Source organism: Colwellia marinimaniae (assembly GCF_002207865.1).
Taxonomy (GTDB): Bacteria; Pseudomonadota; Gammaproteobacteria; order Enterobacterales; family Alteromonadaceae; genus Colwellia; species Colwellia marinimaniae.
In genome coordinates this window covers 1-15,914 of sequence record NZ_BDQM01000035.1, presented here as the reverse complement: position 1 = coordinate 15,914, position 15,914 = coordinate 1, and the positions used below count along the sequence as shown (strand labels likewise).

The following is a 15,914-nucleotide window of genomic DNA, read 5'->3' as shown; positions in this document are numbered from 1 at the left end:
ACTGAAAAATCAGCTGAATACCAGTTTCATTACGTTGGTGGTCTTATTGTGCTTAAGAAAAATAAATCAAAGTAATACCATTTTCATTAAGTTTGTGATCTTGTTGTGCTTAGGGAAAATATTGCAGGACAAGGCGCTCGATTGAGCAGTAGTTGGCTATTGGCATTGAGAGCAACACCGCCTGAAGTGTGTTAACTAACACAAGGGTGAACTGGCTAGCAGCAACCTAGCTGCAATTAGCTATGTTGCTGCAACAAACATCCTTGTGCTGCATTATTCATTTTATCGATGATCACAATTCAAAGAAAATTTACTTTTAATAGCCATTAAATACGCACTAATATCTCACTAAGGGCTAAGCGAGATTTGGGTAATTTAGCATTAAAATCTTCCTCCGGGTGATGATAACCAATGGCTAAGGCGACATCACACTGGTAGCCATCGAGCTCTTCGCTAAACTCTTTATTAACCAACTCAATATCAATGCCCTCCATTGGCGTAGAATCAATTTTTAACCGCGCCAGCACATGCAAGGTATTACCTAAAGCAAGGTAAGTTTGTGCTTTAGTCCAAGTACTAGTATCGCCATTTTCAGCGGTATTAAGCTCAGCAAACAGATAAACACCAAATGCTGCTGCTCTATTTTCTAACGAGGTACGTTTATCTTCAATACCTTTATCCACTACCTTGGCATAATCTTCACGGGTATATTTAGGATTATGAGCAAAAAGAATCACCTGTGAGCTATCAAAAACATGTTTCTTATTATACTCATGCATAGTGACAAAGGTTTTACTCATACGTGTTTTTGCTGCATCACTTTCTAAGACAATAAACTTCCACGGTTGTGAATTAATAGATGATGCCGAAAGGCGCATGGCTTCAAATAAAATATCCAGATCTGCTGCTGGAACTTTCCTGCTAGCATCGTATTTTTTTACCGTATGACGGCTAGTTAGATCTTCGATAATGGGGTGAGTCATAGTGATTCCATGTAATAAGTAATATATAGCCATGTTACCTCAAAATGCCGGATTCAGCTGGAATTAAAACGTCTTAAGCAGTATCACGGCGCTAAACATCAGCTAATAGCTCAGCCATCATTGTAGTAGGAAAATCCATGCCTGGTGCTAAACCGCAAGCTGCAACTGCGCCGCCATATTGAATACTGGCACAAACGTTAGTCAGAGTATGACTGCCCAAATGCTTTTAAACGACACCAAAGCCATTGAGTAGCACCTTGTCAGCCCGACATCACAGTCAACAATTTATCGTGACCACTATCGGGTAACAGCGCAGTTTCTTGTTCAAGGTGGCCAACAAAACACCAGCTAGTCAAATAAACCAAATTGGTAGTCAATTTGGCTAAAATGTTAAACTATCTTTGTCTTTGTCATTTTACCTAAGACGACTAAAAATATATTTAGTATAAATATCAGTCGATTAACATATTTTAAATCTTTGGCACAGCCCTTGTAATACTAAACTCAAGCAAGACGATGTTTAACCATAACATCAAAAAAAATAGCAGTACTTTATAGCCAACAGATACTAAGACAAGAAGGAATTTATTATGAGCACATTTAACATGACTAAAAATACTAGCAGCAAAATTAAAGATATAAGCCTTGCGTTAGTTTTTATCGGATCTTTAATGGGTGTCACGCTAAGCACTAGTGTTAATGCAACACCAGCCAGCAGTATTGAAAATGCCGTAAGCGACTTTATTGTTGCTCAAGGAGAGAAAATGATTGCTGAGCTGAATATACAATTACAGCAATCCATTGAGAAAGAGATTAAAACATTTTCTGCCAATTTCTCAATTAATAATGCCGACACTTGGCTAACAGCAGATCAAAAAGTAAAACAAGCCACATCAGCAGTTAATGAAAAAATAAAAACTGTTAACAAAGTAAATAACCAGTAATTAAATGAATATCAAACTAGATGGCTAGTTTGATATCAAAACTAAATACCAAACTAAATACCAAACTAAGTTTCAAAATAAGCAGGAGAAAAAATATGGGATTATTCAGCCGTTTTACCGACATTGTTAATGCAAATTTAAATAGCATGTTAGACAAAGCCGAACATCCAGAAAAAATGATTCGTTTAATCATTGGCGAAATGGAAGAAACATTAGTTGAAGTACGCTCAACTGCAGCCAAAAATATTGCGGAACAAAAAACCTTAGCAAGAAAAGTAACGTCGGCGCAAGAAGGTGTCGCCCACTGGCATAACAAAGCAGAAATAGCCTTAAGTAAAGGGCGCGATGACTTAGCCAAATCAGCACTGGCTCAAAAACATAAGTGCCAAGCTGAATTGACGCAACTAGATAGTGAAAATACGCCATTAACTGACTTATTAACCGCCATTCAAGCAGACGCTCAGCGCTTGCAAGATAAGCTCAATGAAGCTAAACGTCGTCAAGAAGCGTTATTACTGCGCCAAGAATCAGCGGAAGTGAGATTAAAAGTACGTGAAAAAGCCGTTATTCACAATATTGATGAAGCAATGGCTAAATTTGAACGTTACCAACAAAAAATTGACCGTCTTGAAGCGCAAGTTGAATCGTATGATTTAACCGAAAATAAAGACTTATCTACGCAAATAGCTGAATTAGAACAAGACGATCACGTTGAAGCTGAATTAGCGAAAATGAAAAAAAAGGTCGTTAACGGTTAACGTATTAGCGAGAGCCTAAGCCTAAAACATTAATCTACCGTCCCTCGTTTAGTCGAGGGTTCCATATTGTATAAGTAATATCGTGAACGAAGGAGTTCCCATGAGATACGACAGAGAATATTCAAGTATAAAAAGTGTTCGTCAAACATTATGTAAAGACATATTAAATAAAAAGTTGACTGGTGTCTGTGCCGGTATTGCCAAACATTATGACTACCCACGTTTAGTGGTGCGAATTGCTGTGATTGCCGCGCTAATTATGTTGCCCGTAGTCACTGGTGTCGCCTATGTCGTGGCGAGTATCTTGTTACCTAACAGCAAATATTATTAACGGCTGTTGATCTTTCCTCTTTATAAAGTGAGTAAACCATGAGCTTTTTTAAAGCCTTAATTTTAGCAATTGTGGCAACTATTTTCTTAACCTATGTTTTTGGCATTGGCATGTTAGAGCTGATGAATGTGCATGTGATAATGGATGGTGAAGTTATTGAGCCATTAAAAGCCATAGGGGTTTCAGCGTTAGTGGTTGTGCTCATAGTTGTCATTGCGCTAGCGATTGTCTTGAGTGTTTTTGGTAGTCTAATTTTTATTTTCTTAGTGTTATGCGCTAGCATTGCTATGGTGACTATCGGGGTATTTTGGCCAATATTATTAATGGCTGTCGTTATCTGGTTATTTAGTGGTAATAAAAACACTAAGCGATATGCTTAGTGTCTCTTGGCATATTAGCGCAGCTTATTTAAAAAACTGAGCCAGAATGTTTTTACATTCATCGGTATTCACTAAACGAACAAACTCTTGGCTTTCATCACTGATGACTTGGCTTAACGCTAATTTATTACCTTGACGAATTAAGCGTCGGCTGGTCATTACCGACTCAACTGGCAACTTGGCAATCGCTTGGGCAATTTTTGCAGTAAGAGCAATAAGTTCATTGGGCTGACAAACTTGGTTGGCAATACCATAACTTAAGGCTTGCTCGGCATTAAAACTTTGACCCAGCACCATTAATTCAAAGGCTTTATTTTGACCGACTTTTTGCGTTAATAACAAACTAGAGCCAGCTTCGGGACATAAACCGAGTTGGGTAAAGGGCAGTTTAAATTTACTGTTATTGGCAACAATGACCATGTCACAATGTAATAACAGCGTTGTGCCAATACCGACGGCGACGCCAGCAACGCCAGCAACGAGCGGTTTGGTAAATTCTGACAGTACTTTCACAAATTTAAGGGCGGCTAAGTCATCATCAGCTGAACACTGTAAAAAGTCATGCAAGTCATTGCCAGCACAAAAGCAGTTGTCATTGCCTTGAATGACTAAGCAATGAATGCTTGGCGTTTGCTCAGCATAAGCAAAGTGCTGGCAAAGTTGCTGATACATAGCATTAGTTAAGGCATTTTTTTTATCAATTCGATTCAAGGTGATGGTAAAAACACCTTGTTTTTCTGTCGTTAAAATCAAGTTACTCATTTGTCACCAGTTTAGTTATATGGGCTTACCAATACGGTTGGTATATACCCGTGACCATTCAAGATGCATGTTTCAGAGTACACTTTGATTGGTAACGGGTATAAGTTATAGTCAAACCTTAATATTTGTTAGCAGGGATGTATAGTTACAATGATCAATATTCACTATGGAAAACTCTTTATCTATTTCGCTTTCTTGCTCAGCATTAGCAATAATGTTTATGCAACAAGCGCAATCACTGTTACCGATGGTTATATCAGAGCCAGTATACCAGGCAGTGACGTTACCGCGGCTTATATGACGATAAACAATAGCGCTAATAAAGCGATAACATTACAAAAAATCACTAGCGAACTTTCTGCTCGCATTGAAATTCACCAACACAGTATGGCTAACGGCATGATGACGATGCGGCAAGTTGAGCAGATTATCATTAATGCCAAAAGTGAAGTAGTGCTGCAACCGTCAGGTTTACACCTGATGATTTTTTCATTAAAGCAGCAAGTTACTGAAAAAGATGTTATCTCATTAACATTACACTTCACTAATGCAACGAAAATCAATATTCAATTACCTGTTTATAAATATAAATAGTACAATGCTAACAATTTAATCCTTGGAGTGGCTATGAAAACAATGTTCTCTATAAAAATTATTGCCTGGGCTTTTACTAGCCTATTTTTCCTTCTTTATGGCCTTGGTGTGTATTGGAGTATTGAACCAGAGTCCATTAATCTTCACGCCGAAGTAACAAAAGCTGCAAAAGCTGAAAATGTTGCTCCGGTAATAGGTTACACCACCACCACAGCGTTAATAAAAGTCAGTGAAACATTACTATATAAGCCGGGTGGTTATTTATCAAATGACATCCTGCCGCCATCAGTGTTTTTAGATAATATGCCCGCTTGGGAATTTGGTGTCTTGGAAATGGTGCGTGATATGGCCTTAGTCATGCGTAAAGATTTTAGCCGCTCACAATCACAATCTTTAGTGAATAAACATTTAAAAGAGGCGCAACCACGCTTTAATATCGATAGCAGAAATTGGGCCATGCCCAGCGCTGAATCCGAATATGGCAAAGCAATCGAACACCTTTATGCCTACCGCAGTGCACTCGTAAGCACTAATGGCAAGGATAAAGCACAATTTTATGCTCGAGCTGATAACTTACGTGCTTATCTTGACGAAGTGCAAAAACGTTTAGGTAGTTACTCACAACGCTTAAGCCAAAGTGTTGCTCGTGAACAGGTAAACACTGACTTAGCCGGCGATAATCGCGCTGAACAATCAAGCCAAGGCGATGCTTATGTACAGCTACAAACGAGTTGGTGGCTAATAGATGATGTTTTCTATGAAGCTAGAGGAGCAACCTGGGCATTGCTACAGCTACTGAGAGCCATTGAAATAGATTTTAATAGCATTTTAGAGAACAAAAATGCAAAAATCAGCTTACAACAAATTATTCGTGAGTTAGAAGCGAGCCAAGAATCATTATGGAGCCCAATGATTTTAAACGGTAGTGGCTTTGGTCTGCTGGCCAACCACTCATTAGTTATGGCTAATTATATTTCTCGCGCGAATGCGGCACTAATTGATTTGAATGAACTTTTAACCAAAGGATAACAACATGAAAAAAACTTTATTGGCTGCCAGCGTAGCAGTATTAATGTGTGGAACTGCCCAAGCCGATACCTTATTAGGTTTGTATATCGGTGGTCACATGTGGGCTAACGAAACCAGCGGTAGCTTTGGTGAAGGTTCTGATAATCAAACGGTTTCTGAATTGAATGATAAAAACCAAGGCAGCTTCTATGTTGCTTTTGAGCACCCAATTCCATTAATTCCAAATATAAAAATAGCCTCAACCACGCTAAATACGGTTGGTGGGACTATTGGAACTAGTGGTACTTTTAGTACTGATACTACCCTTGATGCCAGCTTTGTTGACTACACCCTTTATTATGAAGTATTTGATAATGACCTATTATCCTTTGATTTTGGTATAACCGCGCGTGATCTAGATGCCTATATGAAGGTAGCTTCAGATCCGGGCAGTGACTTAGATGTTTCCGGTATTATTCCAATGTTTTATCTATCAACTATTATCGGTTTACCTTTTACTGGCTTAAACATATTTGCTGAAGCCAATTTTTTAAGCTTCGACGACCAAACGGTTTATGATGCTCAAATTGGCGTTAGTTACTCGATTCTAGATAACCTAGCGGTAGATTTTGACGTGACTTTAGGTTATCGCACCATGAAAATGGAATTAAATGATTTAGATGGCTTTTACAGTGATTTAACTTATGACGGTTTCTTTGCCGGTGCCATTGTGCATTTCTAAGGCATAACCAGTACAAGTAAACCTGTGATTGGAATAATAAAAAGCCGTGACTATGATGAATAGCCACGGCTTTTTATTATCTATTTATAAGCAAATTAAATTAACAACTATTAGTTAGTCACATGAGAAAATCGTCCATAACGCTGGTGTAAAATAGCCACCCGCTCGACATAAACTTGCGTTTCTTTATAAGGTGGAATACCACCATAACGTTTAACGGCCCCCTCTCCGGCATTATAAGCCGCCGATGCAAGTTCATTATTACCCTTATATTTCCTTAATAAGCGCGCCAAATGCTTCACGCCGCCGTTAATATTTTGCTGAGCACTTAAGGCATTTTTTACCCCCAACTCTCTGGCGGTTGCTGGCATCAACTGCATTAACCCCTGCGCCCCCTGCTTAGAAATGGCCTGTGGGTTAAAATGAGACTCAGCATGAATAACAGCTCTGACAAAGGCGGCATCAATACCATACTTTAATGCTGCTTGATTAATATCTTGCTTATAAGGCTGTAAATAAAGTTTAGCTTGACGCCAATCAATTAATGAGTCGACTTGACAAGCATAACAATCGACGCGATAACGACTAAAATCGACACCTATGGGTTCAATATCAGAGAATGACGTTACCCCAGCAGAGGATTTATAGGTGTAAATATTGGCTAATTTATTCTCTGCGGCAAAAATATCGCCAGTAATCACTAGCAGCAGCAAGCAGACACTGTCAGTGAATATTCTTTGCCAGCGGTTATTTAAGAGTACTTTCATTCTGCTTCTATTGTCCTGTATTTAATAACAACCAAAAACGTGCCAAAACCCATATTCCATTTTGGAATAAAAAATCGCTATCTATTCCTTTTGTTCTGACTTCAATGTCTCTATTCTTCCCTCATCAATTGTCATGGGTAAAATAGTTATGTTGCCAGAGCAACGCTTATTAAAGCAAAACACATCAAATTCAGCAAATAAAAGTAGTGCCTTAGATGCTAATCAACTGGCTTCACTACAACAAAGCGTTGCTGATTACTCATCACTACAACTTGCGTGGGCAAGCGGTTATTTAGCAGCGAAAAGCGAGCAAGGTCAAAATGCCCAGCTGGCACCAGTTGCTGCAGCAGTAGCAGTAGCGGCCAAAACCTTAACTATTTTATACGCCTCGCAAACAGGTAATGCTAAAGGTGTTGCTGGTCAACTAGAAAAAAGTGCTAAAGCGGCCGGTATAAATGTCGTCCTGAAAAATATAGCCGACTATAAAGCTAAATCAATTAAAAACGAAACGCATCTATTAATTGTCGCCAGTACTAATGGTGAAGGCGAGCCACCTGATGATGCCATTGAATTTCATGAGTTCTTATTAGGTAAAAAAGCGCCTAAATTACCTAACCTAAGCTACAGTGTTTTAGCCTTAGGTGACAGCAGCTATGAATTTTTCTGTAAAACAGGTCAAGATTTTGATGAGCGCTTACAAGCACTCGGTGCCAAACAGGTTAGCCCACGTGTAGATTGTGATGTTGATTACGATAGTGACAGTGAAAGCTGGACCTTAAACATTGTTGAAACCTTAAAAGAAGAGCTTACCCAAACAGATGCCCCTTTAGCAACCGTCAGTAATATTGGTGATTTACCAACGGCTGGTGCAGCTAGCGTGTATACCAAACAAAAACCATTGGCCGCTGAATTTTCCTTAAGTCAAAAAATTACTGGTCGTGACTCAGCTAAAGATGTCCGCCACATTGAAATTGATTTAGGTGAGTCAGGTTTAACTTACCAAGTAGGTGACGCTTTAGGTGTTTGGTTTGAAAATGATGAACAGTTGGTCGCCAAGTTACTTACCGAGCTTAACTTTTCGGGTGAAGAAAAAATCAGCCTAAAGGTTGCCGGTGAAGTAGAGCAGTTTACTTTAAAAGCAGCGCTGATCAGCCAATTAGAAATTACTCAAACAGCACCATCATTTATTGAGTTTTGGGCTAACGCTTCCAAAAACACTGAATTAGTTGCCGTTGCTAGTGATAAAAATACCGCCCGTGAATTTGCCGGTGTTCATCAAATCATTGATGTTGTTAGCTTGGCAAAGGCAGATATCGACGCACAAACATTTGTTGATGCCTTACGTAAAATCACTCCACGTTTATATTCAATCGCTTCAGCACAAGCAGAAGTTGAAGAAGAAGTGCATTTAACCGTTGGTATCGTCAGTTATGAAGCCAATGGCGATACTCGCACCGGTGGTGCTTCAGGCTTCCTAGCAGAGCGTTTAGCCGAAGGTCAAAAAGTACGCATTTTTGTCGAACATAACGATAACTTTCGCTTACCTCAAGCAGACGATACCCCCGTTATTATGATTGGCCCAGGCACAGGTGTTGCGCCATTTAGAGCCTTTATGCAAGAACGTGAAGCGCGTGATGCTAGTGGCGATAACTGGATGTTCTTTGGTGATCAAACCTTCACGCAAGACTTCTTATATCAAACGGAATGGCAGAATTATTTAAAATCAGGTTTATTAACCCGTATGGACCTAGCATTTTCCCGTGATCAAGCCGAGAAGATCTATGTACAAGACCGATTAAAAGAGCAAGCCGCTGACGTGTTTGCCTGGTTAGAGCGTGGCGCACACCTATATATTTGTGGTGATGGCAACCGCATGGCAAAAGATGTGCACCAAACCTTGGTAGAAATCATTGCCGAGCACGGCAAGTTAAGTACAGAGCAAGCAGAAGATTATTTAAAATCACTTAGATCTAATAAGCGTTACCAGAAGGATGTTTACTAATGAGCAGCAATTTCACCAAAGTAGAAAACCCTGTATTAATTGTTGAAGGTAAACAAGCCGATAACGAACGCATGAAAGCAGAAAGTGACTACCTTCGTGGTACCATTAAAGAAGATCTAGCCGATAGAATGACCGGTGGCTTCACTGGCGATAACTCGCAGTTAATTCGTACTCACGGCATGTATCAACAAGATGATCGTGATATTCGTGCTGAACGTCAAAAGCAGAAGTTAGAGCCATTACATAATGTGATGCTTAGGGCGCGTTTACCCGGTGGCATTATTAACCCAATACAATGGTTGGCTATTGATAAATTTGCCGATGACTATACCTCGTACGGTAGTATTCGTTTAACCACTCGGCAAACCTTTCAGTTTCATGGGGTTTTAAAGCCAAACATTAAATTAATGCATCAAACCCTACACAGTATTGGCCTTGATTCAATTGCTACCGCGGGTGATGTTAACCGTAACGTGCTTTGTACTTCCAACCCTGTTGAGTCTGAATTACATCAAGAAGCGTATGAATGGGCTACTAAACTCAGTGAACATTTATTACCAAAAACGCGTGCTTACGCAGAAATTTGGTTAGATGAAGTACGTGTTGAAACAACAGAGGGTGAAGTCGTAGAGCCAATTTTAGGCAGTAACTATTTACCACGTAAGTTTAAAACTACCGTGGTTATTCCACCGAATAACGATATCGACGTGCATGCCAATGACTTAAACTTTGTTGCCATCAGTAAAGACGGTAAATTAATCGGCTTTAACGTACTGGTTGGCGGTGGTTTAGCCATGACCCATGGTGATAATTCAACTTACCCTCGTTGTGCCGATGACTTTGGTTTTATCCCGAAAGAGCACACCTTAGCGATTGCTGAAGCGGTTGTTACTACGCAACGTGATTGGGGTAATCGTGTTAACCGTAAAAATGCTAAAACTAAATACACCTTAGACCGAGTGGGTGTTGATACCTTCAAAGCCGAAGTAGAACGTCGTGCTGGTATTAACTTTAGCGATTCTCGTCCATACAAGTTCACCACCCGTGGTGATAGTTTTGGTTGGGTTGCCGGTATTGATGGTAAATATCATTTAACCTTATTCATTGAAAATGGCCGTATTCTTGATTTTGATGGTAAAACATTAAAAACCGGTATGCGTGAAATAGCCAAAATTCATCAAGGTGACTTCCGCTTAACCGCAAACCAAAACTTAATTGTTGCCGGTGTTGCCGAAGCAGATAAAGCCGCTATTGAGCAACTTGCTCGCGAGCATGGCTTAATTAATGACAGTCTTTCTAATCAACGTAAGAACTCAATGGCTTGTGTTTCTTTCCCAACTTGCCCATTAGCCATGGCTGAAGCCGAGCGTTACTTACCCGGTTTAGTCGATGATGTTGAAGCCATCCTGACGAAAAATGGCTTAAAAGACGAAAGTATTATCTTGCGTGTTACTGGCTGCCCTAATGGCTGTGGTCGAGCCATGCTGGCTGAAATTGGCTTAATTGGTAAAGGTCCGGGTAAATACAATATGTATTTAGGCAGTGATGTAGCCGGCTCTCGTGTACCAAAATTATATAAAGAAAATCTTGATGAAGCAGCCGTGCTGAGCGAAATAGATGCATTAACTGCACGTTGGTCAGCCGAGCGTAATGACGGTGAAGCCTTTGGTGACTTTGTTATCCGTGCGGGCATTGTTGAACAAGTGATTGTCAGCTTTAGGGACTTCCACCATGCCTAATGCAAGCGCAAGTATTGCTGAAGGGGTTATTAATAGCTCCATAACCGCACCATTCCCCAGCCCTTCAATAGCGGATTGGAATCAATCTCTTGAAAAAGAATCGCCTATTGCCCGGGTAGAATGGGCAATGGACAACTTACCGGGTGAATTTGTCTTATCGTCTAGCTTTGGTATTCAATCGGCAGTAATGCTGCACTTGCTTACCCAAGTAGATAGTAATATTCCGGTATTAATTACTGATACAGGTCATTTATTTCCTGAAACTTACCGTTTTATTGAACAATTAACAGAGCGCTTAAAGTTGAACTTACACGTTTATCAAGCGAAAGAAAGTACTGCTTGGCAACAAGCAAAGTATGGTGAAGAATGGGCCATAAGTGATGATACGCTGAAAACCTATAACCGCCGCAATAAAGTTGAACCCCTTGAGCGTGGCTTAACCGATCTTAAAGCAAACACTTGGTTTTCCGGCATACGACGTCAACAGTCGGCGCATCGACAAGGTTTATCGGTAGTCAGTACACTGCGTGGTCGTTATAAAGTACACCCAATTATTGATTGGACTAATAAAGACGTACATGAGTATCTAACTAAGCATAATTTACCTTACCACCCACTTTGGGATGAAGGTTATGTCTCGGTTGGTGATGTGCATAGTACTAAACCGTTAACGCTAGGTATGAGTGAAGAAGATACTCGTTTTGGCGCGGGTCAACGTGAATGTGGTTTGCATACCGACGGTGATGGTATTTAATTACCCTGTTAATTTCCTATCTCAGCCTTAAAATAAAAAGCTAGAAGAGCCCATCTTTTAGCTTTTTTTGTGCCTGTTAATCTATGACTAGGTTAAAAATAGAGGTTAGCTATTACAGCTAGTTTGATAGGTTGGATTAGATTTTGTAACGGTAACTTATAGCTTATTTTCCTGCTTGGCGTCGCGGTGGCGACCACACCCAAGGGGCGACGTACCGCCGCGCCTCCCCTTGGAACCCCTGCGACGCCCTACTCAGTGAAAACATAAATATCAATTTTGAGTTTACAGTCAATACCTGCCGCTAAGCTCATGGTACAAGCCGTCCATGAACAACGGCAGCCCTCGACGACAGGACAATATGCTCCTGCATTGTCTAATAAGTTACATCCATGTAACGTATGTCTCAGGTCGAGGTCTACCATTGCTAGTTGATGATTGAATTGCTGAGATGGGATTTGGAGTGCTTGATTACACGAGAGCTTTTAGAACAAGTAGAAAGCTCTTAGTTAGTTATTAAAAGCCAAAGTAGCCACAGGTACCAATTCTGCTTGAACAAACACTGAAATGAGTGAAAGTGTTCACGTAGGTTCATCAGGGATGATGAACAAAGCGATGTCGGCACATGGATGTGCCATCAGCGCTGTTACATCGATAACACTTGAGTGAATTGAAGAATACGTTTGTTAGCAGCTCCGAGGGATTCCAAAGGGAGAAGAAAGAGTGGAGGCAGTCTCACTCTTTCTTCTGGGTGCTGTCGCCACCGCGACAAATCATTTTAATCTACTCTGGTCTACTTATTTAACGATCACTTTTACCACAAAAGAGACATTAGCACTAACAGTGCTAAAATGAATTCGGATTAGATTTTGTATCGATAACGTCCTTATTAATTAGCTTATGTGCTTGAACGATATATTAGGCAGTCTTCTATAAAAGTTCCATTGATAGTATTTCTTGAAAAACGTATTTCAGAAACATCGTTTTCACCTGTTCCTATAACGAATTTCATTAACTGCACAATTGGGTGATCAATATTAGCAACACCTACATCATTTAATGACACAATATTTTCATTTTTACTTGCATCTTTGTTGGAGGAAACAACTCTTTTGTAAAATTCTCTTGGACCGTGTTTTCCAACTAAAGGAGACGCAATAATTAGTTTCCAACTTTTTTCGTCAGGATAAAACAACCAAAAAGCACTTTTAACTTCTGAGTCTAATTTATCTAACCTATGGATTAGTTGAGCACCAGATTTTGTCATCTTTTCAGACAAAACTTCCGTTACCAATATGTCTTTAGCCATGCCAATATTCCTGATTCATTATCTGTAACAGCATTAAATAAGTCTGTCGCTCTTGTTTGTTCTATTGTGCAGTCGTATCTAGAAACTTCAGACCAATCTTTTGCAACAGCCCAGTTTAAACTAAACTCTTGGTCTTCTTTTTCTTTTTGATTCAATTTTTGCTTTAAACCAGCCGTTGCCAATAACTCTGAGAGTTTATGAGTATGACTAGCATTTGCTAATTGTTTACTAGGAAAGTCATACTCTTTCACTTGTTTTGCGATACAAGCTTTGAATGCACATTCTAAAGCATAACCCGCCAAGTAATAAGCACCATGAAAATTATTTGACGCTAATAATACTTGAGCTTCAGTAACTCTTATCTCAACTAATTTTTCTAAATCGAATTTATTCATAAAGGATACACTTAAGATAACACCTAGGTACATAGTCCCCATTAAGAGGCAAAAAATAGTTGGCTAAAATAAGATATTAAGGAGCAAAAGCCAACTTTTCTTGCCCTTTTAAATAATTTGTTAATTGCATTATTCGTCAATACGATTCAAAGACTCTTTTTCAAATTTTAGAGCTTCTTTTCTGTCCCCCATATATCGAGGTATACTACCTATTGCCATAAAGCCACCAATAGGTTTATCGTGGTGACCGATAATTAATCCGCCAAAACAATTTGTAACACTGTTACCACTAATTAGAAATGAATTATTTGTAATTAGTATATTTTTAGGGCGAACTAAAATTTCTACACCATTCCTTAAAAATCTACCACGATTAATAATAACTTTGTTAGGAGGGCAAAATTTTATTTCAATTAAAATTTTTCTATGAGCTTCCCTGACTGTCAGAGTCGTACCAACTAATTGAATATCCCAAGATTCAGTAGAGTAATAAAGTTGATTGTTTTTGATATGTAGAACTGGAGAATTGAACTCATCAAAAATAACAAGATTAAGTAATAAATGCTCATCAGCCAAAATTAGACCAATCAATGGTGTTCCATCAACACTAATCGGAACCATTGCAGTGCCATATCCTTGATCTTGACAAGTAAAGGTATTACTACCAATTTCGATCGTTACAGTGCTTCCTGCAAAATGTAAGTTATATGGTTTAGAAACACCTTCCTTCAAATTGTGTGGGTTTTCATTAGCAAGGCTTACAACTTCTTTTGGTAATAGACCACCTGTTTTTTCTCTGTGATGTTGGTCGCAGAGTAATGTTATTTCATCAGAAACATGTCGTTGAACTTCTGCCCATTCTTCCATGTGCTCATATTCATAAAGCGGTATTCCACAAATAACGCAACCAAAACCACATCGTTGACGAACTTCTCTCTGAATTGGTAATGGAATATTTCTACTATTACATTGCTCTATAGTTTCCAAGGTAACCTCCATGTGTACTGAATCCAGCTAAAATCTTATTATGGAGAATTCACAGTAATCTCCGTACCATCATTTTCAGTGTAACATGACACAAGTGATTCATTAGAAAACATATGGCTAAAAAATTAACGCTAAAGTCCCCTTAGCGCACGAAGCTGTCTTAACAAAACCCTGGGGTAAACTCGACATGGCTGTATCTTATTTTTGTGTTATTTACTGCTAGGCTCGTTCTATTGAAAAACTCTGCACTTCACTGATTTTTTTGATATCAAGCGCTAGCATCACTAGTCGGTCAATCCCTAATGCGACACCTGAACACTGTGGTAAGCCATGTGTTAAAGCAGCGATAAAGTTTTTATCTATTGGTCTGGTACTCAAGCCTTGCGCTGCTCTTTTAGCATTATCTTGTTCGAATCTGATTTGTTGCTCGTTAGCATCAGTTAATTCATTAAAGCCGTTTACCAGCTCAATACCATGGTAATAACATTCAAATCGTTGTGCTACCCGTGAATCTTCTGGCGATACTCGAGCCAGTGATGCCTGGGTAATTGGAAAGTCGTAGATAAATTGTGGTTGGTTGATACCAATTGTTGGCTCGATAAGCTCGGTAAAAATAAATTGCAGCAGTAAGTCTGTGTCTTGCATTTCAATTAGCCAGTCTGCACTTTTATCATATTTATTTAATACCTCAACCAGCTCAGCAAAATTTACTGTTAATGGATCAACGGCGACTGTTTGCATAAATATATCTTGGTAGCTAGAAAATAGTGCCCTATTACCGCCTAAAACGACTTGTAATAGCTCTGCCACCTCATGCATCAAATCAAACTGATCAAAGCCAATACGGTACCATTCAAGCATTGTAAACTCAGGGTTGTGGTTACGACCTGATTCCTCATGACGAAATGCCTTGGCTATTTGGAAAATACAGCCATATCCGCAAGCAAGTAGACGCTTCATGTGAAACTCTGGCGATGTTTGTAAATATAAGCTAGTTGAATGACCAGCAGTGCTGTCTGCTAGAAAGCTATACTGACAGGTAAAGGCATCTAAATAGACATCAGTCACTGTGCCCTGAGATAGCGCTGGTGTTTCCACCTCGACCACTTGGCGTTCAGCAAAAAACTGTCTTATTTGTTGCAGTATCTGCGCTCTTTTTTGTGCATTTTTCCATGAAAGTGTTGCTTGCCAGTTCATCGTATTTCCTCGTTAATCTGCGCGAACAAGTTCCCGCCTACATAAATTCGATCACTGTAGGCTGGATTTCAATCCCGCACATTATTCAGCGCGAACAAGATCAAAAAAGGCCGCGTTAGCGACCTTTTTTTAATAATACTGTTTCTTATAATATTGATAGATTAATTTGCTGCTAGATGCAGTGTTAGCAAAGTGGAAGTACGCAGTTGACGTGAGTCAATGAGTACTGCCAATGCCGCTAACACCAACTCTAGCGCAAATTAGT

At 39.5% G+C, this 15,914-nt stretch carries 17 protein-coding genes; 10 read left to right on the top strand and 7 right to left on the bottom strand.

Translation table 11 applies throughout. From position 1 onward, the window contains the following. Positions 1-326: 326 nt before the first annotated feature. Positions 327-983 carry a nitroreductase family protein gene (locus tag MTCD1_RS15380; protein ID WP_057182937.1) on the bottom strand — a complete coding sequence of 219 codons (657 nt, stop codon included), beginning with the start codon at positions 981-983 and terminating at the stop codon, positions 327-329. Between the two features lie 590 nt (positions 984-1,573). Between MTCD1_RS15380 and MTCD1_RS15375 the strand changes: the two genes are divergently transcribed. The 4 genes from MTCD1_RS15375 (at position 1,574) to MTCD1_RS15360 (ending at position 3,396) form a co-directional block, all read left to right on the top strand. Beyond that, positions 1,574-1,927, top strand: a complete 354-nt coding sequence (locus MTCD1_RS15375) for a hypothetical protein (protein ID WP_057182939.1) — start codon at positions 1,574-1,576, stop codon at positions 1,925-1,927. 95 nt (positions 1,928-2,022) lie between these two features. Beyond that, complete coding sequence (gene pspA, locus MTCD1_RS15370) at positions 2,023-2,685, top strand: phage shock protein PspA (RefSeq protein ID WP_057182941.1); 663 nt, start codon at positions 2,023-2,025, stop codon at positions 2,683-2,685. Between the two features lie 100 nt (positions 2,686-2,785). Further along, complete coding sequence (locus MTCD1_RS15365) at positions 2,786-3,016, top strand: PspC domain-containing protein (RefSeq protein WP_057182943.1); 231 nt, start codon at positions 2,786-2,788, stop codon at positions 3,014-3,016. Between the two features lie 38 nt (positions 3,017-3,054). Then, the gene (locus MTCD1_RS15360; RefSeq protein ID WP_057182944.1) at positions 3,055-3,396 is read left to right on the top strand and encodes a hypothetical protein; all 342 of its coding nucleotides are present in this window, start codon (positions 3,055-3,057) and stop codon (positions 3,394-3,396) included. A gap of 24 nt (positions 3,397-3,420) precedes the next feature. Here MTCD1_RS15360 and MTCD1_RS15355 read toward each other — a convergent pair whose 3' ends face one another. Then, positions 3,421-4,158 (bottom strand): enoyl-CoA hydratase-related protein, encoded by a 738-nt coding sequence (locus tag MTCD1_RS15355; RefSeq protein ID WP_057182946.1) that lies wholly within the window; start codon positions 4,156-4,158, stop codon positions 3,421-3,423. 150 nt (positions 4,159-4,308) lie between these two features. Between MTCD1_RS15355 and MTCD1_RS15350 the strand changes: the two genes are divergently transcribed. The 3 genes from MTCD1_RS15350 to MTCD1_RS15340 are packed head-to-tail and all read left to right on the top strand — an operon-like array spanning position 4,309 to position 6,502. Continuing rightward, positions 4,309-4,752: a copper chaperone PCu(A)C gene (locus MTCD1_RS15350; RefSeq protein WP_057182948.1), complete on the top strand. Its 444-nt coding sequence runs from the start codon at positions 4,309-4,311 to the stop codon at positions 4,750-4,752. Positions 4,753-4,785: 33 nt separating this feature from the next. Then, complete coding sequence (locus MTCD1_RS15345; RefSeq protein ID WP_057182950.1) at positions 4,786-5,781, top strand: DUF2333 family protein; 996 nt, start codon at positions 4,786-4,788, stop codon at positions 5,779-5,781. Positions 5,782-5,785: 4 nt separating this feature from the next. Continuing rightward, the gene (locus tag MTCD1_RS15340; protein WP_057182952.1) at positions 5,786-6,502 is read left to right on the top strand and encodes a TIGR04219 family outer membrane beta-barrel protein; all 717 of its coding nucleotides are present in this window, start codon (positions 5,786-5,788) and stop codon (positions 6,500-6,502) included. Positions 6,503-6,612: 110 nt separating this feature from the next. Here the strand turns inward: MTCD1_RS15340 and MTCD1_RS15335 are convergent, their stop codons facing one another. Then, the gene (locus tag MTCD1_RS15335; protein ID WP_057182955.1) at positions 6,613-7,269 is read right to left on the bottom strand and encodes a lytic transglycosylase domain-containing protein; all 657 of its coding nucleotides are present in this window, start codon (positions 7,267-7,269) and stop codon (positions 6,613-6,615) included. A gap of 148 nt (positions 7,270-7,417) precedes the next feature. On the opposite strand from MTCD1_RS15335, the gene MTCD1_RS15330 reads away from it, so the two are divergent. From MTCD1_RS15330 to MTCD1_RS15320, 3 genes are read left to right on the top strand one after another with little or no spacing between them, the layout of a single operon-like run. Further along, positions 7,418-9,271 (top strand): assimilatory sulfite reductase (NADPH) flavoprotein subunit, encoded by a 1,854-nt coding sequence (locus tag MTCD1_RS15330; RefSeq protein WP_197410303.1) that lies wholly within the window; start codon positions 7,418-7,420, stop codon positions 9,269-9,271. Then, positions 9,271-11,010, top strand: coding sequence for an assimilatory sulfite reductase (NADPH) hemoprotein subunit (cysI, locus tag MTCD1_RS15325; RefSeq protein WP_057182959.1), 1,740 nt, complete (start codon positions 9,271-9,273; stop codon positions 11,008-11,010). Before MTCD1_RS15330 ends, cysI begins: the two co-directional genes overlap by 1 nt. After that, complete coding sequence (locus MTCD1_RS15320) at positions 11,003-11,764, top strand: phosphoadenylyl-sulfate reductase (protein WP_057182961.1); 762 nt, start codon at positions 11,003-11,005, stop codon at positions 11,762-11,764. The genes cysI and MTCD1_RS15320 overlap by 8 nt, the downstream gene beginning before the upstream one ends. 895 nt (positions 11,765-12,659) lie before the next feature. On the opposite strand, the gene MTCD1_RS15315 is transcribed toward MTCD1_RS15320, so the two are convergent. The 4 genes from MTCD1_RS15315 to epmA form a co-directional block, all read right to left on the bottom strand. Further along, a complete protein-coding gene (locus tag MTCD1_RS15315) occupies positions 12,660-13,070 on the bottom strand; it encodes a hypothetical protein (RefSeq protein WP_057182963.1) in 411 nt (136 codons plus the stop codon). Then, a complete protein-coding gene (locus MTCD1_RS15310; protein ID WP_057182965.1) occupies positions 13,049-13,465 on the bottom strand; it encodes a hypothetical protein in 417 nt (138 codons plus the stop codon). The genes MTCD1_RS15315 and MTCD1_RS15310 overlap by 22 nt, the downstream gene beginning before the upstream one ends. Positions 13,466-13,594: 129 nt before the next feature. Beyond that, complete coding sequence (locus MTCD1_RS15305; protein WP_231733100.1) at positions 13,595-14,452, bottom strand: cell division protein; 858 nt, start codon at positions 14,450-14,452, stop codon at positions 13,595-13,597. A gap of 219 nt (positions 14,453-14,671) precedes the next feature. Then, complete coding sequence (gene epmA / locus MTCD1_RS15300; protein ID WP_057182969.1) at positions 14,672-15,649, bottom strand: elongation factor P--(R)-beta-lysine ligase; 978 nt, start codon at positions 15,647-15,649, stop codon at positions 14,672-14,674. Positions 15,650-15,914 lie beyond the last annotated feature (265 nt).

Coding starts and splice junctions, on each gene's coding strand:
- pspA (WP_057182941.1), top strand. CDS start 2,023: ATGGGATTATTCAGCCGTTTTACCGACATTGTTAATGCAAATTTAAAT.
- MTCD1_RS15315 (WP_057182963.1), bottom strand. CDS start 13,070: ATGGCTAAAGACATATTGGTAACGGAAGTTTTGTCTGAAAAGATGACA.
- MTCD1_RS15350 (WP_057182948.1), top strand. CDS start 4,309: ATGATCAATATTCACTATGGAAAACTCTTTATCTATTTCGCTTTCTTG.
- MTCD1_RS15365 (WP_057182943.1), top strand. CDS start 2,786: ATGAGATACGACAGAGAATATTCAAGTATAAAAAGTGTTCGTCAAACA.
- MTCD1_RS15340 (WP_057182952.1), top strand. CDS start 5,786: ATGAAAAAAACTTTATTGGCTGCCAGCGTAGCAGTATTAATGTGTGGA.
- MTCD1_RS15330 (WP_197410303.1), top strand. CDS start 7,418: ATGTTGCCAGAGCAACGCTTATTAAAGCAAAACACATCAAATTCAGCA.
- MTCD1_RS15355 (WP_057182946.1), bottom strand. CDS start 4,158: ATGAGTAACTTGATTTTAACGACAGAAAAACAAGGTGTTTTTACCATC.
- MTCD1_RS15310 (WP_057182965.1), bottom strand. CDS start 13,465: ATGAATAAATTCGATTTAGAAAAATTAGTTGAGATAAGAGTTACTGAA.
- MTCD1_RS15335 (WP_057182955.1), bottom strand. CDS start 7,269: ATGAAAGTACTCTTAAATAACCGCTGGCAAAGAATATTCACTGACAGT.
- epmA (WP_057182969.1), bottom strand. CDS start 15,649: ATGAACTGGCAAGCAACACTTTCATGGAAAAATGCACAAAAAAGAGCG.
- MTCD1_RS15375 (WP_057182939.1), top strand. CDS start 1,574: ATGAGCACATTTAACATGACTAAAAATACTAGCAGCAAAATTAAAGAT.
- cysI (WP_057182959.1), top strand. CDS start 9,271: ATGAGCAGCAATTTCACCAAAGTAGAAAACCCTGTATTAATTGTTGAA.
- MTCD1_RS15320 (WP_057182961.1), top strand. CDS start 11,003: ATGCCTAATGCAAGCGCAAGTATTGCTGAAGGGGTTATTAATAGCTCC.
- MTCD1_RS15380 (WP_057182937.1), bottom strand. CDS start 983: ATGACTCACCCCATTATCGAAGATCTAACTAGCCGTCATACGGTAAAA.
- MTCD1_RS15345 (WP_057182950.1), top strand. CDS start 4,786: ATGAAAACAATGTTCTCTATAAAAATTATTGCCTGGGCTTTTACTAGC.
- MTCD1_RS15360 (WP_057182944.1), top strand. CDS start 3,055: ATGAGCTTTTTTAAAGCCTTAATTTTAGCAATTGTGGCAACTATTTTC.